The organism is Daejeonella sp., assembly GCF_030695525.1.
GTDB lineage: Bacteria > Bacteroidota > Bacteroidia > Sphingobacteriales > Sphingobacteriaceae > Daejeonella.
The window spans coordinates 46,608-70,296 of the sequence record NZ_JAUYSS010000048.1 but is presented as its reverse complement, the minus strand read 5'-3'; the positions used below and the strand labels follow the sequence as shown (position 1 = coordinate 70,296).

The 23,689-nt window shown below is 39.8% G+C and carries 22 protein-coding genes; 4 read left to right on the top strand and 18 right to left on the bottom strand.

The annotated features are described in order from the left end of the window. Nucleotides 1–404: 404 nt before the first annotated feature. Genes Q8S11_RS11655 through Q8S11_RS11645 form a run of 3 tightly spaced genes read right to left on the bottom strand, consistent with a single transcriptional unit; the run spans nt 405 to nt 1,857 of the window. Nucleotides 405–641: a cytochrome b5 domain-containing protein gene (locus Q8S11_RS11655; protein ID WP_305662280.1), complete on the bottom strand. Its 237-nt coding sequence runs from the start codon at nt 639–641 to the stop codon at nt 405–407. After that, nucleotides 634–1,320 (bottom strand): lycopene cyclase domain-containing protein, encoded by a 687-nt coding sequence (locus Q8S11_RS11650; protein ID WP_305662279.1) that lies wholly within the window; start codon nt 1,318–1,320, stop codon nt 634–636. Before Q8S11_RS11650 ends, Q8S11_RS11655 begins: the two co-directional genes overlap by 8 nt. A 9-nt stretch (nt 1,321–1,329) precedes the next feature. After that, entirely contained in the window at nt 1,330–1,857 is a 528-nt protein-coding gene (locus Q8S11_RS11645) for a hypothetical protein (RefSeq protein ID WP_305662278.1), read from the bottom strand. A 154-nt stretch (nt 1,858–2,011) separates the two neighbouring features. Between Q8S11_RS11645 and Q8S11_RS11640 the strand changes: the two genes are divergently transcribed. Beyond that, nucleotides 2,012–2,539: an SRPBCC family protein gene (locus tag Q8S11_RS11640; RefSeq protein ID WP_305662277.1), complete on the top strand. Its 528-nt coding sequence runs from the start codon at nt 2,012–2,014 to the stop codon at nt 2,537–2,539. Nucleotides 2,540–2,547: 8 nt separating this feature from the next. On the opposite strand, the gene murB is transcribed toward Q8S11_RS11640, so the two are convergent. The 3 genes from murB to lpdA all read right to left on the bottom strand — a co-directional run bounded on the left by murB (nt 2,548) and on the right by lpdA (nt 5,561). Continuing rightward, complete coding sequence (murB, locus tag Q8S11_RS11635; protein ID WP_305662276.1) at nt 2,548–3,567, bottom strand: UDP-N-acetylmuramate dehydrogenase; 1,020 nt, start codon at nt 3,565–3,567, stop codon at nt 2,548–2,550. 28 nt (nt 3,568–3,595) lie between these two features. Beyond that, complete coding sequence (locus Q8S11_RS11630; RefSeq protein ID WP_305662275.1) at nt 3,596–4,039, bottom strand: sterol desaturase family protein; 444 nt, start codon at nt 4,037–4,039, stop codon at nt 3,596–3,598. Nucleotides 4,040–4,157: 118 nt separating this feature from the next. Then, nucleotides 4,158–5,561, bottom strand: a complete 1,404-nt coding sequence (gene lpdA, locus Q8S11_RS11625) for a dihydrolipoyl dehydrogenase (protein ID WP_305662274.1) — start codon at nt 5,559–5,561, stop codon at nt 4,158–4,160. Between the two features lie 380 nt (nt 5,562–5,941). On the opposite strand from lpdA, the gene Q8S11_RS11620 reads away from it, so the two are divergent. Next, nucleotides 5,942–7,603 (top strand): M1 family metallopeptidase, encoded by a 1,662-nt coding sequence (locus Q8S11_RS11620; protein WP_305662273.1) that lies wholly within the window; start codon nt 5,942–5,944, stop codon nt 7,601–7,603. A gap of 117 nt (nt 7,604–7,720) precedes the next feature. Then, nucleotides 7,721–8,461 carry a head GIN domain-containing protein gene (locus tag Q8S11_RS11615; RefSeq protein WP_305662272.1) on the top strand — a complete coding sequence of 247 codons (741 nt, stop codon included), beginning with the start codon at nt 7,721–7,723 and terminating at the stop codon, nt 8,459–8,461. A 105-nt stretch (nt 8,462–8,566) separates the two neighbouring features. Here the strand turns inward: Q8S11_RS11615 and odhB are convergent, their stop codons facing one another. The 3 genes from odhB to Q8S11_RS11600 form a co-directional block, all read right to left on the bottom strand. After that, complete coding sequence (gene odhB, locus Q8S11_RS11610) at nt 8,567–9,790, bottom strand: 2-oxoglutarate dehydrogenase complex dihydrolipoyllysine-residue succinyltransferase (protein ID WP_305662271.1); 1,224 nt, start codon at nt 9,788–9,790, stop codon at nt 8,567–8,569. A 20-nt stretch (nt 9,791–9,810) separates the two neighbouring features. Next, nucleotides 9,811–12,606: a 2-oxoglutarate dehydrogenase E1 component gene (locus Q8S11_RS11605; protein WP_305662270.1), complete on the bottom strand. Its 2,796-nt coding sequence runs from the start codon at nt 12,604–12,606 to the stop codon at nt 9,811–9,813. 267 nt (nt 12,607–12,873) lie between these two features. Next, on the bottom strand, nt 12,874–14,316 hold the full coding sequence (locus tag Q8S11_RS11600; RefSeq protein ID WP_305662269.1) for a DASH family cryptochrome: 1,443 nt from the start codon (nt 14,314–14,316) through the stop codon (nt 12,874–12,876). Between the two features lie 290 nt (nt 14,317–14,606). Between Q8S11_RS11600 and Q8S11_RS11595 the strand changes: the two genes are divergently transcribed. Further along, nucleotides 14,607–15,035, top strand: coding sequence for a CBS domain-containing protein (locus Q8S11_RS11595; protein ID WP_305662268.1), 429 nt, complete (start codon nt 14,607–14,609; stop codon nt 15,033–15,035). Between the two features lie 669 nt (nt 15,036–15,704). On the opposite strand, the gene Q8S11_RS11590 is transcribed toward Q8S11_RS11595, so the two are convergent. The 9 genes from Q8S11_RS11590 to Q8S11_RS11550 form a co-directional block, all read right to left on the bottom strand. After that, nucleotides 15,705–16,016, bottom strand: coding sequence for a ferredoxin (locus Q8S11_RS11590; RefSeq protein WP_305662267.1), 312 nt, complete (start codon nt 16,014–16,016; stop codon nt 15,705–15,707). 58 nt (nt 16,017–16,074) lie between these two features. Continuing rightward, on the bottom strand, nt 16,075–16,947 hold the full coding sequence (locus Q8S11_RS11585) for an FKBP-type peptidyl-prolyl cis-trans isomerase (protein ID WP_305662266.1): 873 nt from the start codon (nt 16,945–16,947) through the stop codon (nt 16,075–16,077). 12 nt (nt 16,948–16,959) lie between these two features. Further along, nucleotides 16,960–17,430: an FKBP-type peptidyl-prolyl cis-trans isomerase gene (locus Q8S11_RS11580; RefSeq protein ID WP_305662265.1), complete on the bottom strand. Its 471-nt coding sequence runs from the start codon at nt 17,428–17,430 to the stop codon at nt 16,960–16,962. 122 nt (nt 17,431–17,552) lie between these two features. Next, the gene (locus Q8S11_RS11575) at nt 17,553–18,863 is read right to left on the bottom strand and encodes an AarF/ABC1/UbiB kinase family protein (protein WP_305662264.1); all 1,311 of its coding nucleotides are present in this window, start codon (nt 18,861–18,863) and stop codon (nt 17,553–17,555) included. Nucleotides 18,864–18,898: 35 nt separating this feature from the next. Then, nucleotides 18,899–19,564, bottom strand: coding sequence for a TetR family transcriptional regulator C-terminal domain-containing protein (locus tag Q8S11_RS11570; protein ID WP_305662263.1), 666 nt, complete (start codon nt 19,562–19,564; stop codon nt 18,899–18,901). Nucleotides 19,565–19,583: 19 nt separating this feature from the next. Next, complete coding sequence (locus Q8S11_RS11565; RefSeq protein WP_305662262.1) at nt 19,584–19,772, bottom strand: hypothetical protein; 189 nt, start codon at nt 19,770–19,772, stop codon at nt 19,584–19,586. 102 nt (nt 19,773–19,874) lie between these two features. Next, the gene (locus tag Q8S11_RS11560) at nt 19,875–21,665 is read right to left on the bottom strand and encodes an acyl-CoA dehydrogenase family protein (protein ID WP_305662261.1); all 1,791 of its coding nucleotides are present in this window, start codon (nt 21,663–21,665) and stop codon (nt 19,875–19,877) included. A 401-nt stretch (nt 21,666–22,066) separates the two neighbouring features. After that, the gene (locus Q8S11_RS11555; protein ID WP_305662260.1) at nt 22,067–23,245 is read right to left on the bottom strand and encodes an acetyl-CoA C-acyltransferase; all 1,179 of its coding nucleotides are present in this window, start codon (nt 23,243–23,245) and stop codon (nt 22,067–22,069) included. Nucleotides 23,246–23,292: 47 nt separating this feature from the next. After that, on the bottom strand, nt 23,293–23,652 hold the full coding sequence (locus Q8S11_RS11550; protein WP_305662259.1) for a four helix bundle protein: 360 nt from the start codon (nt 23,650–23,652) through the stop codon (nt 23,293–23,295). Nucleotides 23,653–23,689: the final 37 nt, after the last annotated feature.

Sequence of the window (23,689 nt, the reverse complement as noted above, 5' to 3'; positions counted from 1 at the left end):
GTCGGCTAACCTATGACATGTGGACTCTACAGCGCAAATGGGCAAAGCGGTGCCAAACAGAAATCTTGAATGCTTAAATAATGACATTGCGCGCGCAGCAGCAGCGCCGGGGCTGCCAGTCCCAATGAAAAACAGCTGAGAGTAAAATAAACCTTGCCGGAGGAGGTATCTTCCGGCAGTTTCCCTGTGTTTGGTGTTATCACCACTTGATATGATCGTGCTTGGTACGTTGAGAACACCGACCAGAGGGGAATGCGATTTCTTGCCGGAAATACTCCGGAGGAAAGGGCTGAACCAGCCTATAACACACAGGAATTGGTTTCCAAAATCAAATCACTTGGCCCCAAAGCCTTATCTGGATAATTATATCCCTATAATTTAACCTTTCTTATATCCAAATCAGGTTATTTAAGCTTTCCAATAGCATTAAATTTCAAAAATACTCCTTCAGCGTGTGGTGCATCCTTCAATTCATCCGTCAAATCCTGCCCGGCCCAATGTTCATAATGCTTCCCGTTTTTCCATAGGCGGCTATCAGTGACATCATAAATAATGCCTTTGAATGCGATCCATATCTGAGGCTTATCCTGTCCGTTTCTCAGGGCGAGGTAAGATTTACTGTATTCCGGAAGCTTATCCATGGACTTTCTTTGCCCGATTGCGGAAGTACTCGAAGAACATGATATTAAGCAGGAGCATCGCCATTGAATAAAAATGATCCTCAAATGGAATCGTCCCTACCCTGAATGACATATTCTCTTCATTATTATACATCACCACCGGAATTGAAGTCAGTAGTCCGTTAACGATATAAAATGGAATTAAAGAAACCAGGTAAGCAAGGTAAAACCTGCTTAAATAGGATGATTTGAATACAAATTGAGCAAGCATTAAAATCACGAGCAGCAAGCCGAAAGTGATCAAAGAATAAACTTTATCGTAAAACAGAATTAATAAAACTGCACATAAACCCATCAGGAAGTATGTGATATAAATAGATATCTGTTTTAACAGATCGCGCTTTATATAATAATTAAGGCATTCATATATAAAAATACAAGCGAATGGAACTGTTATAAAAAAGAGTATTTCCTCAAGCGGCAGATTCAGAAAATAGATGCCTCTTACATAATCAGGATTGAAAGACCATACCCCGTAAATGGTAAACAGATAATCCCAAAACAGGAACAGTAAACCACTGAGAAAAAGACCCGGAAATATATACTTCCAGTTCTGGTAAAATCTAACACGCTTATCAAAGGAAAGTATGACCGGAAACAAGACAGTCAGGAAATTGATCAGCAGATAGGTGTTCTCCATAAACAAATATCAGATATACTTTTTAAATAAGATCAGCTCCTCTTTCAAACATCTGTCAGAATCGATCATAAAGGCGGCCATATTCCTGATCAAGGCGGCATCGGCCAGGCCAAACTTCCTGTTCTTGAATTGTCTGACAATTGCTTTCCGGTCTTCCTCAAGATCCTTGCTAAAGCCCAAAAAGGATGGTGTATGATGCTGTATAGAAAAGCGCATGAAGCGGATTTCCAGATTAGAAGGTTCCTGTTCTACAGCTTTCTTCATCGTCTTTTGGGATAAGGATACATACCTGATCTTATTGTATGGATTCCAGCTATGTTTTGCTTTCAAAGCTTCCAGAGTGCCTATATATGCTACAATGAGTGGACTTTCGGTTTTACCCGACTTAAGGGCACGATACAATGAATCGGTTACAGATGAACTTTCAATTGCCCGGTAGACGGCTATTTTGATATTTTTGACATCTTCCTTCACAACAGGTTCTGCCCGGGACTGAACAAATAAGAATATGAATAATAATAAAAATCTGAATTTCATCTGTTTAATATGGTTTGCAAAATTAAGAAAAATGAGCGGGGTAGAGCTATAATTTTCATATAACAAAGCTGCTCTAAGCTTTAAACATGAAATAGAAAAAGATATTGCAATTAGCATAAATAATCATAACTTAATATAATATAAAGCACTAACTATGAAAGCATTACGAATTATTGGTGGTATTCTGCTCATACTGCTGGCCATTTTCTTTATCGGGGGCACTTTACTCCCCAAAACCTATACTATACACCGATCGACTCTTATCAATGCTACAGACAGTGTGGTTTATATGAATGTGGCCGATTTGAATAATTTTCTGAAATGGAACCCATGGACTAAAATGGAACCTTCTGCAAAAGTCACAATCAGCGGAACTACAGCACAACCGGGGCATTTATGGGAATGGTTGGGTAAAGAAACAGGACAGGGTCAAATGGAGCTAATCACGGCAAAACCTTATTCTTTACTTGAATTTGAACTCAAATTTTTTGAACCATTTGAAAGTTCAGCCATCTCCTTTTTTAACTTTGAACAAACTAACGAGGGAACGAAGGTAACCTGGGGATTACAGGGAGAAGCCAAAAATATGGGTGACCGCTGGATGGGATTATTCATGGATATGATGATGGATAAGGATTTCAACAACGGGCTGCAATCGTTGAAAGAACTTTCAGAAAAATAATTGAGTGATTAACCTGAGATAATATTAACCTCCCGTTCCAGTTGGATACCGAATTTGGCATTCACACTTTCAATAATTGATTCTGAGAATTCAAAAATCTCTTTTCCTGTCGCATTGCCATGGTTTACCAATACCAGAGCCTGATTTTTCCATGTTCCGGTATTGCCAACAACTTTGCCTTTCCAACCACAATGCTCAATCAGCCACCCTGCTGAAATCTTGATATGACCCGTTTGTGCCGGGAAGTGAACCAGTTCAGGGAAATCAGCTTTCAATTTTAGAAACTGATCTTGCGGGATTACCGGATTTTTAAAAAAACTACCGGCATTGCCGATTGTTGCAGGATCGGGTAATTTGCTTACTCGGATATGAGAAACTACAGTAGAAAGATCTTTAATTCCGGGATTACTGATCCCCCTTTTAAGAAGTTCATCGCTGATAGCCCCGTAGGTAAGCTCAGGCTTAAATATTTTTGAAAGTTTAAAACTTACTTCCGTGATGATATAAAGTCCCTTCAGGGCCGACTTAAATACGCTGTCGCGATAACTAAATCCGCAATCTTCCTTATCAAACACCCTGATTTTGCCACTTGCAATCTCAAAAGCCCTGCATGAATGGAAAAAGTCCTGCAGTTCAACCCCATAGGCACCGATATTCTGTACCGGTGCTGCACCTACCGAACCGGGAATCAGACTCAGGTTTTCGATGCCTGCAAATCCATTATCTACACAATAATTAACCAGATCATTCCACACAACACCTCCACCGGCGGTCACTAAAATATCATCCTCTATTACCTCATATCTGATACCCTGAATTTTGACATGAATAACAAGGCCGGTAAAATCGGAAGTAAAAAGCATATTGCTGCCTCCTCCCAAAACCAAACGCGGGCTATTTTTCCATCGATCCTGTTCAAAAAGAGCCTTCAAATCATCCTCATGTTTTATTTCAACATACCAGGATGCATGGGCTGCAACTCCAAAAGTATTCAGGTTCTTAAGAGGGAAGTTTTCGATTACCTGCATTTGCAATAATTTATAGGGAAAATAGCATTTATTTCTGTCTGAAATACTTTTTGGATGCAAGCAGCAGACCAAATTCTTCGGAAGGATTCTTTTCGGTTGATTTGTGATGGATCTTATGCGCCCTTCTGATCCCTAAAAGGTATCGGTTGCCTGATTTAAAACTCTTCAAACGGTTGTGTATGAACCAATCATGAAAAATGAAATAGATCATTCCATAGACCGAAATTCCAAGCCCGATCCAAAAGCTATAATTTAAATCCAGCCTTCCCTCCCACATCAGATAAAGGGAAATTATTGCAAAAAACAGACTAAACACATCATTAAATTCAAACCAACCATGCCGCTCAGTGTGATGGCTTTTATGAATAAACCATAAGGGACCGTGAAACAGATACTTATGAATAAACCATGAAAAAGCCTCCATAGCTGCAATGGTGAGTAGGATTATTGCAATATGGAGCAGAATTTGCATTTCTGTTGTCAGTTGTCAGTTACCTGTTGTCAGTAATAACTAATTAAGAAAAAGATCTCTTCATTGGGCTTTTGGCTTTGAGCTTTGAGCTTTCTGCTTTGAGCTTTGAGCTTTCAGCTCAAATATGTATTGCCCTATTCTCCGTAGCCGCCATACTTGCCTCCTTAAATGCCTCAGTATAGGTTGGATGTGCGTGAGATATTCTTGCAATATCTTCTGCAGATGCCCTGAATTCCATCGCCACAACTGCTTCTGCAATCATATCAGCAGCTCTTGGCCCGATCATGTGTACTCCCAAAATTTCGTCAGTAGCTTCATCTGCAAGCACTTTCACAAATCCATCTGAATCATTACTCGCACGGGCTCTTCCGCTGGCTTTGAAGGGGAAGGACCCACTCTTGTATTTAGTGCCGCTTTCTTTCAACTGCTCTTCGGTATAGCCTACACTTGCCACTTCAGGCCAGGTATAAACTACTCCTGGAATTAAATTATAATTGATATGAGGTTTTTGTCCGGCTATAACTTCGGCCACAAAAGTTCCTTCATCTTCGGCCTTATGAGCCAGCATAGCACCTTTGATCACGTCACCAATCGCATAAACTCCCGGAACGGATGTTTCAAGCTGCTCATTAACCGGAATCTTTTTACCACGCTCATCCAAAGTGATTCCAATGTTTTCAAGACCCAGGTTCTCAGTATAAGCTACACGACCTACAGCTACGAGGCAATAATCACCTTCCAGGGTAACTTTTTCACCTTTCGGATTATCCGCCGTCACAGTTACCTTGTTTCCTTTTACACTTGCTCCGGTAACTTTATGGCTCAATAAGAATTCCATTCCCTGTTTAGCCAAAACTTTGTGCAGCTCTTTACCCAGACTCTTGTCCATTGTGCCGATAATAGAATCCATAAATTCTACAACCGTAACTTTCGATCCCAGACGGGCATATACAGAACCCAGCTCGAGTCCGATAACGCCACCACCGATCAGGATGAGGTGTTTTGGAATTTCGGTTAAATTCAATGCCTCTGTTGAAGTAATGATCCGTTTACCATCAGTTTTAAGGAAAGGAAGCTGAGTTGGCTTTGAGCCTGTTGCGATGATCACATTTTTACCTGTCAGGGTTTCTGATGTTCCATCAGCCTTACTAACCTTTACTGTATTTTTATCAACCATTGATCCCATACCCTGATAGGCAGTGATCTTATTTTTCTTAAAAAGAAATGCAATGCCACCGGTAGTATGTGCTACCACCTCATTCTTACGCTTAACCATTTGCTTCAGGTCGGGCTTAAGGTCCTTCAGATTGATACCATGTTCCTTAAATGTATGAAGGGCATTATGATAGTGTTCTGAAGAATCTAACAAAGCCTTTGATGGAATACAACCCACATTTAGGCAGGTGCCACCATAAGTACTATATTTCTCAACAACTGCTGTTTTTAAACCCAGCTGGGAACAACGAATGGCGGCAACATAACCACCCGGACCACTACCTATAACTATTACGTCGAATTGCATTTTGGATATTTTTAAATTTCAATCAAAGTTAATAAATATTAGGATTATTAGGATTATTAGGATTAATAGGATGATAGGATGATAGGATGAAAGGATTTTAGGATTTGGAAAGCTGCTATAACGAAATCTATTATGCAGTATGAATCACGCTAATCATAGAATAGGATTGATAGGATTGATAGGAATGATAGGATGATAGGATTAGAAAGGCTGCTTTAAGAAAAACTAACACGAATTATAAATCAATAGCATCAAATATGAATCAAACAACCATCCTAATCCTATTAATCCTTTCATCCTATTAATCCTAATTAATCCTAATTAATTACATTTGATATTCTTTGCCCAATTATTACAAGCTATATTCAAGATTAAGCAGCATGTTCAAATTAAAGACTCTGATCCTCCTAATTCTATCCCTGACTATCTTCATTACAGGCAGCCAGGGCCAAAGCAATACCTTTACAAGGGCAGATACGCTAAGAGGAACATTAAGCCCTTTAAGAAGCTCATATGATATCAATTACTATCATCTGAATATCAAACTCGATATCGAAAACAAGAAAATCAGCGGATCAAATCTATTCAGATTCACGGCGGTACAGGATCTTAACCGACTTCAGTTTGATCTTTTTGAAAATATGAACGTCGAAAAAGTGAGCTATAGGGGAAAAGAAATACCATTTAGCAGGGAATTCAATGCAGTTTTCATTGATTTCCCAGAAAGTATAAAAAAAGGGAGCAAGGCTGAATTCACCGTTCATTACAATGGAAATCCAACGATTGCGATAAATGCACCCTGGGATGGAGGATTCACTTTCTCTGCTGACCAAAACGGTAAACCATGGGTTAGCGTAGCCTGCCAGGGCTTTGGAGCAAGTTCCTGGTGGCCTAATAAAGATCATCAATCGGATGAGGTAGACAGCATCCTTATCAGTATTGCAGTCCCCAAAGGATTAATGAATGTAAGCAATGGCCGACTTCTCTCTGTAAAAGACCTTAAAGATAGTTATACCCAATACAACTGGTTCGTTTCTTATCCGATAAACAATTACAATGTAAGCCTCAACGTGGCCGATTATGTCCACTTTGATGATATTTACGAGGGAGAAAATGGGAAATTAAGCCTTGATTATTATGTTTTGAGGGAGAATCTTGAGAAAGCAAAAAAGCAATTTAACGCCAATGTAAAGCCCATGCTCAGTGTCTTTGAAAACTGGTTTGGCCCCTACCCATTTTACCGCGATGGCTATAAACTGATTGAAACCCCCTATTTGGGCATGGAGCACCAGAGTGCAATTGCCTATGGCAATAAATACCTTAACGGATACAGGGGGCGGGATCTTTCGGGTACCGGGCTAGGTTTAAAGTGGGATTATATCATCATACATGAGACAGGCCATGAATGGTTTGGGAATAATATTACCGCTCAGGATATTGCAGATATGTGGATTCATGAAGGGTTTACGATGTACTCAGAAGCCTTATATGTTGAAAGCAGAGAAGGAAAGGCTGCCGGTGCGAAGTACATTGCCGGTATCAGGTCAAATATCATGAACAACAAACCTTTGATCGGCCCCTACAATGTCAATAAGGAGGGATCAGGGGATATGTATTATAAAGGTGCCAACCTGATTCATATGACCCGGGTATTGCTGGATGATGATAAAAAATGGCGGGAATTATTGAGAGGGATGAATAAGGAATTTGGCCTTAAAACCACTAATACAGAGGAAATTGTGAATTATATCAACCGGATTACAGGAAAAAATATGAGCAAAATTTATGATCAGTACCTCCGGTTTGCCCAAATTCCTATTCTTGAGTATAAACAGCAAGGAAATCAGGTTTCATATCGCTGGCAGGCTGATGTGAAAGATTTTGACATGCCAATCCGGATTAAACGCGGAAATAAAATGGAATGGATAAACCCGGAAACTGAATGGAAAAAGATAAAAATGAATGCTGCCTTTAGCCCTGACACCCTGAATTTCTATATCAGGCTTAAGCAAATTGAAACAGAAATCAGCCAATCAGAATAAAATCTGAAAATATATTTATAACCATGCAACTTTATTTGTAAACCTGCGTCTCATCTTAATAAATAAAAATTAAAAGACCGGTACACCTTACCGGTAAATAATTAAAAAATATTTAAGATGAAGCACCTTAGAATATATCTCATAATGGCATTATTTATTGCCATTGGATCAGAATACACAACAGCTAAGATCCCAACAACAGCAGTAAACAGTAAAATGCACCTGAGAGACGATGAACGTCAGGTATCAGGATTCTCGGGGATTACTGTTTCCGGAAGACACCATGTCTACATCACGATGAGTAATACCGAGAGTTTACGTTTGGAAGGCGATTCCGATGTGATTAATGAGATCGAAACCAAAGTGGAGAATGGTATTTTAAAAATACGCGACAAAAAGCAACTCAACAAGCGCAGCTGGAATAATAGTGGAAAAGTTAATATTTATATACAAGCCAAAAGCCTCAACAATCTTGTGCTTAGCGGTTCAGGAAATGTAGAGTTGAAGGGCAAAGTGAAGTCGGCTAACCTAAATAATACCATCAGCGGTTCAGGTAGTATGACAGTGAATATTGAGGTGGAGAATTACATTGCTGTTATCAGCGGTTCAGGAAAAATCAGTTCAAAAGGCTATGCAAAAAATGCCAGAATCACTGTTGCAGGTTCAGGTGATTTTGATGGCCGAAATTTGAAAACTACCAATACCAGTGCAAAAGTAAGCGGCTCAGGAGAAATTTCAATTATTGCAGATAAAGAACTGGAAGCCGTGATGAGTGGCTCAGGAGATATCAGATACGGTGGTAACGCCACGGTGAACAGCAAGAAAAGTGGTTCAGGCAATATCTCAAAAGGACTGTAATTACAGCAGCCAACACTATATTTTAAACATTAAAAAGGGTACTTCATTTAAAATGAACTACCCTTTTTACTTACAACGTATAACTTACAACTTATAACTCCAAAGCTAAACCCCCAGCAACAACCTCGCCGGATCCTCCAGCAATTGTTTTACCCTTACCAGGAAGCCTACCGACTCACGTCCGTCAATAATTCTGTGATCGTATGACAATGCAACATACATAATTGGTCTGATCACTACCTGACCATTCAGGGCAACTGGTCGTTCCACAATATTATGCATACCCAAAATTGCCGATTGAGGTGCATTTATGATCGGAGTTGACATCATGGAGCCAAATACACCACCATTGGTGATGGTAAATGTTCCACCGGTCATCTCTTCGATAGTTAATTTACTGTCGCGGGCCTTAACAGCTAATTCCATTACAGAAGCTTCAATTTCTGCAAGAGATTTTGATTCAGCATTTCGGATTACCGGGACCACTAATCCCTTGGGCGCTGAAACAGCAATGGAAATATCTGCAAAATTATTAAATACGACCTCTTCCCCTTCAATTCGGGCATTCACTGATGGGAAATCTTTCAGGGCTTCACATACAGCTTTGGTAAAGAATGACATGAAGCCTAAACCCACACCAAATTTTTCTTTAAACTTATCTTTGTATTTGGAACGCAGTTCCATAATTGGCTGCATATCTACTTCATTAAAAGTAGTAAGCATTGCTGTCTCGTTCTTAACAGTAACCAATCTTTTAGCAACTGTTTTACGTAATGAAGACATCTTTTCACGTCTTTCATCCCTTGAACCTGCGGCTGCTTTTACTACAGGAGCGCTGCTGGCAGGTTTTGAAGCAGTACTTTCAGTTTTAGCGGCTGGTGCTGCCTTCAAAGCATCTTCCTTGGTCAATCTACCTCCCACTCCGCTGCCATTCACATCAGCGGGGTTAACACCCTTTTCGGCTAAAATCTTAGCGGCAGATGGTGATGGAGCTCCTGAAGCATAAGTACTTGCTTTGGCAGCTTCTACTTTTACAGCAGGACTTTGTTGTTCATTTGGAGCCTCTGCAGCAGGTTTTGCGGCGGCGGGACTACCGCCTTCCTCAATGCTGCATACAGCTGCGCCGATCTCAAGTGTATCACCTTCCTTTGCAATGGTTTTTAAAGTTCCGGCTTTCTCTGCTGTAAGTTCAAATGTTGCTTTATCAGATTCTAACTCCGCAATAATTTCATCCATTTCAACATAATCGCCGTCTTTTTTGATCCACTGGGACAATGTAACTTCGGAAATAGATTCGCCTACAGGCGGAACTTTGATCACTAAACTCATAATGGTTTTTCTTAATTCTATTAGTCAATATCAACAACTTTCTTCGTTGTTCTTTCTATCCGTTTTTTTACCTCAGAACCTGCAGCTTTCGCTTCAAATGCAGTGGCAATAACATATAATTGTTGGGCAATATGCTGCTTAGCATAACCTGTTGCTGTACTACTGCTTTCTTTACGTGAAACCAAATCAAAATTAATTGATGAATTCCGGTATTTTCTGGAAATGTATGGCCATGGACCCATATTTTCAGGTTCTTCCTGTACCCATACATGCTCTTTGGCATGTTTGTATTTGCTTCTGATGGCTTCAATCTGGTCAAAAGGTAATGGATATAATTGTTCCAGACGAACAATCGCTGTATCCTTTATTTTGTCGGTCTGTTGCTTTTCAAGAAGATCATAATAAATCTTACCACTACAGAATAACACCCTTTTTACATCAGCAGCCTTAACATAGGTATCATCAATCAGTTCCCTGAACCGTCCATCAGTAAATTCATCCAGCTTGCTTACACATTGTGCGCTTCTCAACAGGCTCTTTGGTGTAAATACAACCAGAGGCTTGCGGAAATCCCGTTTCATTTGCCTGCGCAAAACATGGAAGAAGTTTGCAGGTGTGGTACAATTGGCAACTTGTATATTGTCTTCAGCACAGGCTTCCAGGAACCGCTCAATCCTTCCCGAAGAATGCTCAGGACCCTGTCCCTCAAAACCATGAGGAAGAAGCATCACCAAACCATTGGATCGCTGCCATTTCGTTTCAGCACTGGTTATAAATTGATCAATTACAATCTGAGCGCCATTCACAAAATCACCAAACTGAGCTTCCCATATCGTAAGTGCCATTGGATTTGCCAATGCGTAACCATATTCAAAACCCAAAACTCCATACTCAGATAAGTGTGAATTATAAATTTCGAATTTGGCTGCTCCATTGTCAAGCATTGCCAATGGGATATATTCCTCTGCCGAATCCTCCAGGGTAATTACGGCATGTCTGTGAGAGAAGGTACCGCGCTCTACGTCCTGTCCGCTCACACGTACTCTGAAACCCTCCTGAAGCAAGGTTCCATAGGCAATCAACTCAGCCATAGCCCAGTCGAATATTTTGGTCTCAGACATCTTACTACGCTCTTCAAAAAGCTTTTCAATTTTCTTGAAAAACTTCTTATCTCCCGGCAGAGTGCTTATTTCCTTTGCAATGGACAGAATATTCTCTGCTGGCAGGGCTGTATTAACCGGCTCATATAAGGCACCTGCCTTTGCAAGCCGCAAACCTTTCCATGAACCACCGAATATTTGATGAACAGCCGAATAACTTTGATCTTCTTTAGCCTCATTCAACCTTTCCTGAAGCAAGGCACGGAAGTTCTTTTCCATCTCCTTCGCGAGATTGGCGTCAACGCTACCCTGCTCCATTAATTTCTTATTATAGATCTCGCGTGGATTCGGGTGTTTCTCAATCGCTTTATATAAAAGTGGTTGTGTGAATTTTGGTTCATCCGCTTCGTTATGACCGTAACGGCGATAACATAAAATATCAATAAATACATCATTATGATATTTCTGACGGTATTCTACTGCCATATTGATCGCATAGATAATGGCCTCCACATCATCTCCATTCACATGAAATACCGGAGATAGTGTCACCTTAGCCAGATCGGTACAATAGGTGGAAGACCTTGCATCCTTATAATTCGTTGTAAAACCTACCTGGTTATTGATCACAAGGTGAATACTTCCACCTGTTTTATACCCATCAAGTTTCGCCATTTGCAGGACTTCATAGGCTATACCTTGCCCGGCAAGTGATGCATCACCATGAATCAGAATTGGGGCAATACGCTTATAATCACCATCATATTTGAAATCAATCTTGGAGCGAACCATGCCCTGAACAACTGAATCTACTGTTTCGAGGTGTGATGGATTAGGACATAAGCTTAGATGAACCTTTTTACCCGATCCGGTTTCAACATCAGTTGAATATCCCAAATGATATTTTACATCCCCGCCATAGGGTGTATTTGCATCAAAACCTTTACCCTCAAACTCGGAAAAGATATCTTTATAGGTTTTCTGCATAATATTGGCAAGAACGTTCAAACGTCCACGATGTGCCATACCGATCACAAACTCATCGATACCAAGATCAGCTCCTTTACCGATGACAAAATCCAAAGCCGGAATAACTGTTTCTGCCCCTTCAAGTGAAAATCGTTTCTGGCCTAAGAATTTAGTTCCCAGAAAGTTCTCGAAAACAACGGCTTCATTCAGTTTCTTCAGAATTCCTTTTTTGGTCTCAATGCTGAAATTTGGCGTATTACGCTCAGATTCCATTCTTAACTCAAACCATTTCAGTTTTTCAGGATTCCTTACGTATTTATATTCAACCCCTATCGATTGACAATAGGTTTGCTCAACAAGAGCCACGATATCTTTTAATTTGGCAGGGCCGATACCTACTTCAACACCTGCATTGAATACTGTTTCCAGATCCCCATTATCCAAACCGAAGGTTGAAAGTTCCTTACCGGGAAAATATGCCCTTCGTTCCTGAACAGGATTGGTTTTAGTAAATAAATGACCCCGCTGTCTGTAACCGTTGATAAGATTTAATACTTTAATCTCTTTAAAGAAATGATCAGGAGTTTCAGTGCTAACAACTCCTGCATCAGAGCTTCGGCCAAAATCGAATCCTTCAAAGAATTTCTGCCAGCCAAACTCAACCGAAGCCGGATCTTCTTTATATAGCTGATATAGAGAATCGATATAAGCAGAATTAGCGTTATTGAGGTATGATAAATTTTTCATTAGTATATTATTGCTCTATAATGGCCATGAAGCTTGCATGAGCTTAAATTCTTTATATTTATGTGAGCGGTAAGCTCATGCAGGTTTCATTTAAAACTAAGTGTTTGCGACACAAAAATAAGATTTTAAGGATAGAATCGTGTAAAAGTGTATGCTAAATTGATTTTTGGGGCATACAGGAACGCACGTAATATCCACGCCGGAAAATTAAAAAAAATATTCAGTAAAACTGTCGAAATATGCTTTAAAAGCCATTAATTAACGTTTTTATTTATTTGATTTTTTCACAATTTCCAATTCAGGTGCATATGGAGGTGCAGCAAGATAGTTTATCAATTGATATTCAGCACGTTCAGTTTGCGACAAATTCCAGGGCTGATGAACATTCAATCCATATACCTTGGAAAGTTCGGGGATCCATAACCTCACATATTCTCCATGCGGATCATATTCCATCGCCTGTTTGAGTACATTAAAATACCTGTATTCTTTTGGATCATTTCCGACACCGGCAACATAAGCCCAATTTCCCCAATTATTGGCAGGACAATAGTCAATTAATTTTTCTTCAAAATAGGAGGCTCCCCACATCCAGTTAACCTTCAAATCCTTCACCAGGAAACTAGCCACGTTCTGACGCCCCCTGTTACTCATGAATCCGGTTGTATTCAATTCAGTCATATTAGCATCGATAAAAGGAATACCCGTTTGGGCATTTTTCCATAGTTCGAAAAGCTCTTGCTGATTTTCGCCTTCTTCAGGAGCCACCCCCTTGAATCCAATTTTCTGAAAAAATTTATTCCCGTATTTTTTGAACATGAAGCGGAAATAATCACGCCATAACAGCTCCAGAAAAAAACTGTAAGTCGAATCACCTGTACCATGTACCTGCTCATACTTTTTTATTTCCCAGTAAACCTCCCTTGGTGAGAGACATCCCAAAGCTATCCAGGCAGAAAACTTGGATGAATAATCAGAACCTAAAAGACCATTACGTGTTTGCTTATAATTCTGAATGGCATTTTTCTCCCAGAAATAATCCTGAATCCGCTTCAAGGCCTCGGTCTCTCCACCATGGAAATTCATCACGGATCTCACATCAGCAGGTTCATTCTCATCAAACCCGAAGTCAGAAAGATCCGGAAGAATACTTGTTTCCAGATTCTCAGGAAAACTCATACTATGCGGAGTTTCATGACAAGTTCTAACCGAACCGTCACGCTCAACTTTCTTTCTAAAACTGGTAAAGATGTCGGGGATACTATTAATTGGAAAAGGCAAGTCCTCTTTGTGATAGAGTGTATGCCCAATAAAATGCTTCAGATTAATTTTCAGCTTCCAAAGTGCATTCTCTACATCCGCTGAGACCCTTGTTTCTTCAGATGCTACTTCACGGTGGTGATAAACTTCAGTTATCTGGTACTTTGCAACAAGCTCAGGAATGACAATTTCAGGCCGCCCAAATTTAATAACAAGATCTCCTCCTGCCTTTTTAAAGGAGTCGCGTAGATCAGCCACACTTTCCAATAAAAAACGGGTACGAATCAGACCGGTTTTCCGGGTTTGAAATGAGGTCATTTCAAACTGTCGCGGATCAAAACAATATACAGGAACAATCCTGCCACCTTTTCGAACCGCTTCCGCTAAAATCTCATTATCGTGAATCCGTAAATCTTTTCTAAACCAAACTAAAATGGTTTTACCGCTCATATTTATTTAAGGCTCCCCCATAATACCTTCACACTAGTAAATATTAATTATAACTAGCAAATTGAGGCAAATTACGGGCATAAGATTGACTTTATTGATCATTTTCATGTAAGATTTTAAATAGATAAGGATTTTTACAGGAACAATGAGAATTTTTAATTCAAACATTCTTATATATAGCCCTTAATCAATCAGGTCTTCCGAAAAAATCCTAATCATTTTCAATGATCAAAATTCCAGGATAATATCAATTGAATAATTAACTATATTTAATAGATAAACCATCTGTAATGAAAAGAGTAAGTAATATTTTCCAGACTAAATCCAATTCAATTTATTTTGTTAACCCGGATGCCTCTGTACTGGATGCGCTGCAAATTATGATGGATAAAAATATCAGCGCTTTGCTGGTAATGGAGGGGCCTGAATTAAAAGGGATTTTTACAGAACGGGATTATGCCCGGAAGATTATTTTGCAGGGTAAATCATCAAAAGAAACAAAAATCAAAGATGTAATGACGGCCAAACTGGAAGTTATCAATCTGAATTCCAGTATTGATCAATGTATGCAGATTATGACTGATAAGCACATCCGCCACTTACCGGTAATAGATAACGGAAAGGTTACAGGAATGATTTCTATTGGCGATCTGGTTAAATTTGTAATTGAAGATCAAAAACAGACGATTGAGCAGTTGCAGAATTATATTAGTGGTTGAGTCCGGGTCAAGCCCGGACTGACAGGTCAGGTCAATCCCAATGTCATTAATTAAAGTGAGTTCGATAGAAAATCATTCTGAGGGTAAATTTAGATTGAAGATTTTTTATTGTTTTAGAAAGCAGGGTCAGATTCTCTTCGGTCCTGCTTACCCGTGTTCTGCCATAGTTTTTGCCTGGAAATTCCTCTGAAGTATAACAATCTGCCTGGGCAAAAAGGTACAGCTGCCACCCGGGTTTATTTCAAAAGGCAAATGGTCCTTCTGCCGGGCTGCCCGTCCCAATGAAATACAGAACCGGGTAAAATAAACCTTGCCGTAGGAGGTATCTTCCGGCTATTCCTAATTTGAAGTAGAACGCGATTTCTTGCCGGAAATACTCCGAAGGAAAGGGCTGAATTAACCTATAACACACAGGTATTGCTTTCCAAAATCAATTATTGTGGCTCCAGAGCTTTATCAGATCAAATATAAAGTATTTTGTGCCCTTACTTATACCGAACTCAGGTTAAATTAAGGAATTTTGTCATTCAGAGCGTAGCGAAAAATCTAATTTACACTTCAAAATAGTTGCCTCAATCCTTCGGCATGACAGATTGCCAACGTAAATAAAGCTAATAACATTGGGCTCAAGCCCGGACTCATAAGGCAGGAAATGTAGAGGTTAGATGTTTACTTTTCAATTATTTGTAAGCGGCTGACAATTCTGTCATTTTCCAGGTGTTCGAAAACGATTTCTTCGACATCGCTTAGCTGTACTTTACCGTAGAACACTCCTTCAGGATAAATTGCAACAGTTGGTCCTTGCTCACAAATATCAAAACAGCCTGTCCGCTGTGCTCTCATCTCAACATCAAGTCCCTTGTTCTTTATCAATTTTTTAAATTCTGCGACAAGCGCTGAACCATGCTCCTCTCCGCAACAAATTCTTGCACCGGATGGGCGCTGATTTGTGCAAATGAAAATATGCTTCTTATAAATCATCCTAATGGAAAGATTTGATTTCTGAAGAGTATCAGCTTCTCAGGAAATTGCAAGAAAACTACTTGACATCAGTAACATTGACCTCAAAATCAAGACAGGAAAATGGTGGAATAGATGGCGAACTGCCCTCCATACCATAGCCGAGTGTTGAAGGAATGATCATACGAATATTTCCGCCCTGATTAATCAGGGGTATTGCCTGCTGCCAGCCTTTTATAACTGAAGTCAGACTAAAAGTAGCCTCACTTCCGGGTAATACCCGATCAAACAAGGTGCCATTTAGCAATTTTCCCGTATAATTTGCAACCACCGTGGAATCAATTGTAATCGGGCTTCCTGTGCCCGGCTGACCAATTTTATAATAAATACCGCTGGGAGTTTTAGAAAATCCTGTCAAGGCATTCTTTTCCAGATATTTGGTTATGGTATAATCATCATATTGTGGAATTTTATCCTTTTCCATAACCTTCACAACAATATCGAGCGAAGAATTTCCGGGTATTTGTGCAGTACCATTCCTTCCAAATGCCAGGCGTGAAGGTACAATTATCCTGAGCGTTCCATTTGATTTTTTCAGCACCTCCTTAATTCCAACACGAACTGCTTCCGGACTGAAATATCCAAGGTAGTTATAATATCTGCTCACACTGCTGAACGTATCAACAGCTACATATTTACCATCCAATGAGCGGATCGTAATTATTGCGGGAGTAAGTTCTGAGTACTGTACTTCTGCTCCAAGACCCGGACTCACTACCTGATAATAAACACCTGTACCATTGTACTCCTGAACAGATAAATTATTTTTCTGTATGTATTCCTTAACATTACGGTCATCAATTACTTCGATTGACTCGTATTCCTTTACACAAGAAACAAGGATACCTGCCAAAAATATAACCGCTAAAGTGTATTTAAAAAATTGTTTCATTTTGTGTTTTTATTATTGAACATCCACCAATTCGATATCAAAATCGAGTACCGAATTTGGGGGAATCGGGCCTGAACCCTGAGGTCCATATCCATAACCAGAAGGAATGAATAATCTGATCTTACCTCCCTTTTGGATCAGGGGAACACCGATCTGCCAGCCTACAATAACCTGACCCAGCTTAAAAGCGAGTGGTTGAGTGGTTGATTTATCAAAAACCTGGCCCGATAATAATCTTCCGGTATAATTAGAGGTGACGGTTGTATTAACAGTATAAGTGATATTGCCGGAACCTGATTGAATAATCTGATAATACAAGCCACTGGAATGTTTTATTGCAGATATATTATTGTCAGTCAAAAATTTGACAATGATTGCATCATCTTTTTGTGACTGAACAGTTGGGTCAACATAGTCATCTTTAAGGCACGAGCTTAATCCAAGCACCATGACAATAGAGAACAGTAATAGGTGAATTTTCATATTGCAGCAAATTTATCCTTTTAAACGTTAAAAAGTAAGGATTAACATTTTTTAACAAAATATTTTAATTTATAAAGCTTTTATTGAAGGCGATGAAGACACAAGGCTTTGATTAATTTGATTTAAACAGCAATCTCTAAATGCGGATACCAGGTATCAGTTCTCACAATTGCACCCAGATCATGAAGCATGTTATATAGGCCAAAGTTTGTCCGGTTTACATAAATAAAATGCTTAACACCCCGGGCCTGTTTGAATTCAGGCATTCGGGAAATCTTCTCACCATAGGAATAAAGCTTATCAAAAAATTCAGATTTGCTAAAATCAAAGGTATTCGACATGTATGGTTGTGCAAACAATTCAATCATTTCCTTATAAATACGGTAATAAAATTCGATTTGCGTCGCATCATCATTCTCTCGAATCATTTCCAGTTGACGAAATGCCTTGATAGTCCGGGCCTTATCCTTTAGCATATCTGTAGAAGTAAGCGAAAAGAAAGGATAGTAGAAGTCGTCTGGCATTTCTTTAATACATCCAAAATCAATAATCCCCAGTTTTCCTTCTGAGGTGATCAGAAAATTTCCGGGATGTGGATCTGCATGTACTGCTCTTAATTCATGCTGCTGGAAATTATAAAAATCCCACAGAGCCTGGCCAATTTTATTCCTGAGTTCCTGTGAAGGATTCGTCTTCATAAATTCCTTCATGTGCTGGCCTTCAAGCCAATCCATGGTGATAATTCTTTTTGAGGAAAGTTCAGGATAATAGGCAGGGAAAACCACATTCGGTATGTTTTTACAAGCATCCGAAAACTCAATGGATCGCTTAATTTCGAGATCATAATCTGTTTCTTCAAGAAGCCGTTCTTCTACTTCCGTCATGTAAACTTCCAGTTCTTTCTGACTCATTCCCAACAAGCGGAATGCAAATGGCTTTACCATTTTTAGGTCTGAAGATATACTGTCGCCAACCCCAGGATATTGAATTTTAACTGCTAACTTTTTGCCATTTAAGCTCGCCTGATGTACCTGTCCGATAGAAGCGGCATTGGTTGACCTGATGTTAAATTCATCGTAAATCTCGGAGGGGGTTTTACCAAAATATTTACTGAAGGTTCTTACTATGAGCGGCCCCGATAATGGTGGGGCATTATACTGAGAGAGTGAAAACTGATCGACATATGCTTTAGGTAATATGTTCTTATCCATACTAAGCATCTGGGCTACCTTGAGGGCACTACCCTTCAACTCACTCAATGATGCATAGATATCTGTTGCATTATCGAGATTTAACTCATCATTGTTAAGTGAGGGATTGAATAACTTTTTAGAGTAATGCTTTATATAGTTGCCGCCAACCTTAAGACCAGTTTTTACAAATTTTGCAGAGCGTTCTGTTTTTGATGTGGGAATACTGTCTTGTTCTTTCATTTAGCAATCGAAGTTCTATTTGTATGAATGGCTATTTAAAACTTGACATTTGGTTTCATGCCGCCATTATTCATCATGAACTTCCCATAATCAAACAAGCTATCTAAAGGTGATTTACCAAAAAGATCGAAAGTAACATTAATTCCTTTTTCAATTGCTTCATCAGTTTTTTCAAACCCTGGGCTGTTATCCTTAGCCCAAAAATTCAAAATGACACCAAACTGAATCCAAAGTGCGTCCTTATATTTCGAGGTTAGAAAGCGCCTGTTTGCCAGTTCACCCGACTCCACTCCCTGTTCCACCAGCCCTGAAGCAAATCCTTCAAAAAGCACTTTTACTCCTTTTAGTATTGCAGGTGTCCCGATGCTTTGCCCCGATTGCTTTAAACTATATAAGACAAAACTTCTTTTACTTTTCAACAACTCAATAAAGGCATAAAAAAATGCAAGAGTTTTCTCCCTTGATGAGTATTGCTGCCAGATTTCCTGATTTTGTACTTCAGTCAATGCTTTATTGAATAGCTCAGTCCAGATAGAATCTTCAATCCCTTCAAAAGAAGCGTAGAAATTATAGAACTCCTCTTCCGTTAGATTATTCTCTTTTGCAAATACATAAACAGACGCAGGTTTAATGCCCTTTGTCAGGACATAATCTATATAAGCATTTTGAATTTCTTCGGCAGTATACATAACATTGTTCATTTTGGAATTTTAATTGTCATTAAGACTTTTTCCTGGTCTTGTCCTGGTCAGAAACACGCAGAGGAATATAGATCAATTGCTTTTTATTTGATTCCTGAGGATTAAGATCAGGAAGAAAATCCTGTAGCTTCTCCTTCAGGGCCTTTAATTTGTCCATCAGTCCGGACATTTCAAGGATTGCTATGGTGATTACATTAACTAAGTTCATACACTTTAACATTAATAACCTTTTTCTAACTAGAATATACGATATTTCCATTCAAAGAGTTTGCCAGAAATCTTCCGAATAGTTTACATTTTGTCATATTTTCTAATAACAATACTTATTTGCTTCAATCAATTGCTTAGCGACACGTTGTCTGGTTTCTTTAATATTGAAAGGCTCTGATTTTGTAAAACGTCTCAGCCCAACCAGCATCATTCTTAGTTCATCACCTTCAGCGAATGAATAAAGTGCTTCTTTACCTGCTACAGAGACCTTATCAACAGTCTGATAGAGGTAGATCCGCATCATATCAAGCTGTCCTGAACATGCTTCTTCACCTCTTAATTTCACCAGTTTTTCAACTCTAAGAATAGTTGATTCGGCTACATAGATATAACCGATGATGTCTGCAATATTCATCAGAATCTCCTGCTCTTTTGACAGGGTCATCATCAATTTCTGAACTGCGGCACCAGCTATCATCAAACCGGCCTTTTTCAGGTTAGCTAAAAGTCGCTTTTCTGCCGCGAAGAGTGAATTATCTTCCTCCCCAAAGTCAGGGATTGACATTAATTCAGCCGCAACGGCCTGTGCCGGAGTCATCAGATCGAGTTCACCCTTCATGGCACGTTTCAGGAGCATGTCAAGGATAAGCATCCTGTTGATCTCATTAGTACCCTCGAATATCCTGTTGATCCTGCTATCGCGATAAGCGCGCTCCATGGGTGCTTCTGCAGAATAACCCATACCACCATAGATTTGCAGACCTTCGTCTACGATATAATCCAAAACTTCAGATCCCCAAACCTTGATAATTGCACATTCCACAGCGAATTGCTCTGTAGATTTCAATTTAGCCTGTGAAGGGTCCATACCTTCTGCTACCAAAGCATCATATGCATCATCGATATTCTGTCCGGCACGGTAAGATGCACTTTCAAGAGCAAAATTACGGGTAGCCATTTCGGCAAGTTTATAGCGAATAGCACCGAACTTTGAAATTGGCAAATTGAACTGTATACGTTCATTTGAATAATTTATCGCCTGGTTCAAGACCATACGTGAAGAACCGATAGCCGCAACACCAAGTTTAATCCGGCCGATATTCAGAATATTTACGGCTATTTTAAAGCCATTTTCACGCTCTGAAAGCAGATTTTCGACAGGAACCGGACAGTCGTTAAAGAACACCTGTCTTGTTGAAGATCCTTTAATACCCAGTTTATGTTCCTCAGGGTTCATCGTAATTCCGCCAAAATCCTTTTCAACAATAAATGCAGATAGGTTTTTATCGTCATCGATTTTTGCAAAAACAATAAATATATCTGCAAAACCACCATTGGTGATCCACATTTTCTGACCAGTGATCAGGTAGTGAGTACCCTCTGCATTCAGTACCGCTTTTGTTCTTCCTGAATTAGCATCAGAACCTGAATTGGGTTCGGTAAGGCAATAAGATGCTTTCCACTCGCCGGTAGCCAGTTTGGGGATGTATTTATCCTTTTGCTCTTTATTACCATAATAAAGTATAGGCAAGGTACCGATTCCAGTATGTGCCGAAAGTGCAACAGCGAATGAACATCCTGCCCCTACTGAATCTGCCACCAGCATGGAGGTATTGAAGTTTTTTCCAAAGCCCCCATACTCTTCAGGGATAGAAACAGCCAATAAACCCAGTTCACCTGCCTTATCCATCAGGTTTACCATTAATCCTTCTTCCTGGTTATCGATCCTGTCGAGATTAGGAAAAACTTCTGCCACCAAAAAATCCTCACAGGTTTTTTTGATCATCAACTGCTCTTCATCAAACTCCTCCGGGATAAAAATATCCTCACATGCCGTTTCGCGGATAATAAATTCTCCGCCTTTGATTGATTTGGTTTTTGCTGTGCTCATGTTATTAATTGATTAAGGAATAAGGAGCAAAGAATTGCTCTTTATCTTTTATTCTGTTATCAGTTATGTGTTGTCTGCTGTCTGTTGTCTGCCGGTAATTTATACCTACATTTTAAAATTAGTAGTAATTATTTAGCTGTTTTTGCTGCCTATCAACTTTCTCCACTTTCAATTCCATTCTGGCTGTCATCCCTGCCTGCCGGCAGGCAAGGCCGACGCAGGAGGGACCTTAGAACATATTGACCTCTATTCTCAATATCAAACTCCTCATTCCCTTTCGCTAAGTTCCTTCGTTACACTCAGGATGACATCCTGCTAAAATTTAAATACTAGTAGTATCCATTATCCCTATTCCATTCTCAATTCTAAATTCTCCACTCTCCACACTCCACTCTCCATAGCTACATCAACTCAAATATCCCCGCTGCTCCCTGACCTGTTCCAACACACATGGTCACCATTCCAAATTTCTTATCCCTTCTTTTCAGTTCATTGAAAAGCTGAACGGATAGTTTTGATCCTGTACAACCAAGAGGATGGCCAAGTGCTATTGCCCCTCCGTTAACATTTACTTTTCCCTGATCTAAGTCAAGTGCTCTGATTACAGCAAGAGATTGAGATGCAAAGGCTTCGTTCAGCTCAATAAGATCAAGATCCTGCTGCTTCATCCCTGCTTTTTTTAATGCCAAGGGAATAGCTTCTATCGGACCGATGCCCATGATTCTTGGTGGAACTCCGGCAACACCGTAACTTACCAGTCGGGCAATGGGTTGTACATTTAATTTTTTCAACATTTTTTCAGAGACCACCAATACAAATGCCGCTCCATCAGATGTTTGAGATGAATTTCCGGCAGTTACCGAGCCTCCGGCGGCAAACACCGGCTTAAGTTTTGCGAGCTTGTCAAGGGCGGTGTCGGCACGCGGACCTTCATCTGTATCCACAACAAATTCCCTTGTTTTCTGCTTTAAATTTTCATCCAGATAAGTCTCTTTAATGGTAATCGGAATCAGCCCGTCTTTGAGGTGACCATTCTTAATTGCCGCAATAGCTTTTTGATGCGAGTTGAATGAAAACTCATCCTGATCTTCCCTGCTTACCTTAAATTCTTTTGCAACGGCTTCGGCTGTAAGACCCATACCCCAATACCATTCAGGATTATTTTTCGCCACATCTGCATTAGGAACCAGTTTCCAACCTCCGAATGGCATGCCCGACATCACCTCAACACCGCCGGCTACGATACAATCGGCCATACCCGACCTGATTTTGGCAGTCGCGATGGCTATGGTCTCCAATCCTGAAGCACAGTAACGATTTACTGTAACACCCGGAACTTTATCCGTATCCAGTCCCATCAAAGAGATCATACGGGCAATATTCAGTCCCTGTTCTGCCTCAGGGGTAGCATTACCGACAATCACATCATCAATTTGATTCTTGTCCAGATCAGGTACCGAGGCCACCAGATGTCTGACCACTTCAGCTGCCAGATCATCAGCCCTGGTAAAACGAAATACACCACGGGGTGCCTTTCCAATTGCGGTTCTGTATGCGGCTATGATATATGCTTCTTCCATTCCTATAGTATTGAGTAGAGAGTATTGAGTATTGAGACCCAACCCAACTACAATTTAAGTCTTATTGATTTTTGAAGATTAAAATTCATTTTTTGAAGTTCATCTATGCATTCGAGTAATTCATTACATATTTTAGTATCAACAAATCCAAGACGTTCTGTTATCACCAATTGAGTTTGCAGTTCATATGATGATCCATTCGCAATACCCAAGAATTGCAAAAATTCTTTATTGGAGTTTCTTCCGGCTCCCTCCGAAATATTGGATGGTATAGATACTGCACACCGGCGAATTTGAGATATCAAACCATAACGCTCATCTGCCGGAAATTTTGCGGAAACATCATAAACCTTTATTGCCAGGTCTATACTCTTATTCCATATTTTCAGATCTTTAATATTATGCATTTCCGCCTTGATATCTCAATACTCAATACTCAATACT

Excerpts from the sequence above, each read along its gene's own strand:
- lpdA (WP_305662274.1), bottom strand. The coding sequence starts at position 5,561 with ATGCAATTCGACGTAATAGTTATAGGTAGTGGTCCGGGTGGTTATGTT.
- Q8S11_RS11550 (WP_305662259.1), bottom strand. The coding sequence starts at position 23,652 with ATGCATAATATTAAAGATCTGAAAATATGGAATAAGAGTATAGACCTG.
- Q8S11_RS11560 (WP_305662261.1), bottom strand. The coding sequence starts at position 21,665 with ATGAGCACAGCAAAAACCAAATCAATCAAAGGCGGAGAATTTATTATC.
- Q8S11_RS11585 (WP_305662266.1), bottom strand. The coding sequence starts at position 16,947 with ATGAAACAATTTTTTAAATACACTTTAGCGGTTATATTTTTGGCAGGT.
- Q8S11_RS11650 (WP_305662279.1), bottom strand. The coding sequence starts at position 1,320 with ATGGAGAACACCTATCTGCTGATCAATTTCCTGACTGTCTTGTTTCCG.
- Q8S11_RS11620 (WP_305662273.1), top strand. The coding sequence starts at position 5,942 with ATGTTCAAATTAAAGACTCTGATCCTCCTAATTCTATCCCTGACTATC.
- Q8S11_RS11580 (WP_305662265.1), bottom strand. The coding sequence starts at position 17,430 with ATGAAAATTCACCTATTACTGTTCTCTATTGTCATGGTGCTTGGATTA.
- Q8S11_RS11590 (WP_305662267.1), bottom strand. The coding sequence starts at position 16,016 with ATGATTTATAAGAAGCATATTTTCATTTGCACAAATCAGCGCCCATCC.
- Q8S11_RS11600 (WP_305662269.1), bottom strand. The coding sequence starts at position 14,316 with ATGAGCGGTAAAACCATTTTAGTTTGGTTTAGAAAAGATTTACGGATT.
- Q8S11_RS11615 (WP_305662272.1), top strand. The coding sequence starts at position 7,721 with ATGAAGCACCTTAGAATATATCTCATAATGGCATTATTTATTGCCATT.
- Q8S11_RS11640 (WP_305662277.1), top strand. The coding sequence starts at position 2,012 with ATGAAAGCATTACGAATTATTGGTGGTATTCTGCTCATACTGCTGGCC.
- Q8S11_RS11555 (WP_305662260.1), bottom strand. The coding sequence starts at position 23,245 with ATGGAAGAAGCATATATCATAGCCGCATACAGAACCGCAATTGGAAAG.
- Q8S11_RS11575 (WP_305662264.1), bottom strand. The coding sequence starts at position 18,863 with ATGAAAGAACAAGACAGTATTCCCACATCAAAAACAGAACGCTCTGCA.
- odhB (WP_305662271.1), bottom strand. The coding sequence starts at position 9,790 with ATGAGTTTAGTGATCAAAGTTCCGCCTGTAGGCGAATCTATTTCCGAA.
- murB (WP_305662276.1), bottom strand. The coding sequence starts at position 3,567 with ATGCAGGTAATCGAAAACTTCCCTCTTAAGAACCTGAATACTTTTGGA.
- Q8S11_RS11595 (WP_305662268.1), top strand. The coding sequence starts at position 14,607 with ATGAAAAGAGTAAGTAATATTTTCCAGACTAAATCCAATTCAATTTAT.
- Q8S11_RS11655 (WP_305662280.1), bottom strand. The coding sequence starts at position 641 with ATGGATAAGCTTCCGGAATACAGTAAATCTTACCTCGCCCTGAGAAAC.
- Q8S11_RS11605 (WP_305662270.1), bottom strand. The coding sequence starts at position 12,606 with ATGAAAAATTTATCATACCTCAATAACGCTAATTCTGCTTATATCGAT.
- Q8S11_RS11565 (WP_305662262.1), bottom strand. The coding sequence starts at position 19,772 with ATGAACTTAGTTAATGTAATCACCATAGCAATCCTTGAAATGTCCGGA.
- Q8S11_RS11570 (WP_305662263.1), bottom strand. The coding sequence starts at position 19,564 with ATGAACAATGTTATGTATACTGCCGAAGAAATTCAAAATGCTTATATA.
- Q8S11_RS11630 (WP_305662275.1), bottom strand. The coding sequence starts at position 4,039 with ATGCAAATTCTGCTCCATATTGCAATAATCCTACTCACCATTGCAGCT.
- Q8S11_RS11645 (WP_305662278.1), bottom strand. The coding sequence starts at position 1,857 with ATGAAATTCAGATTTTTATTATTATTCATATTCTTATTTGTTCAGTCC.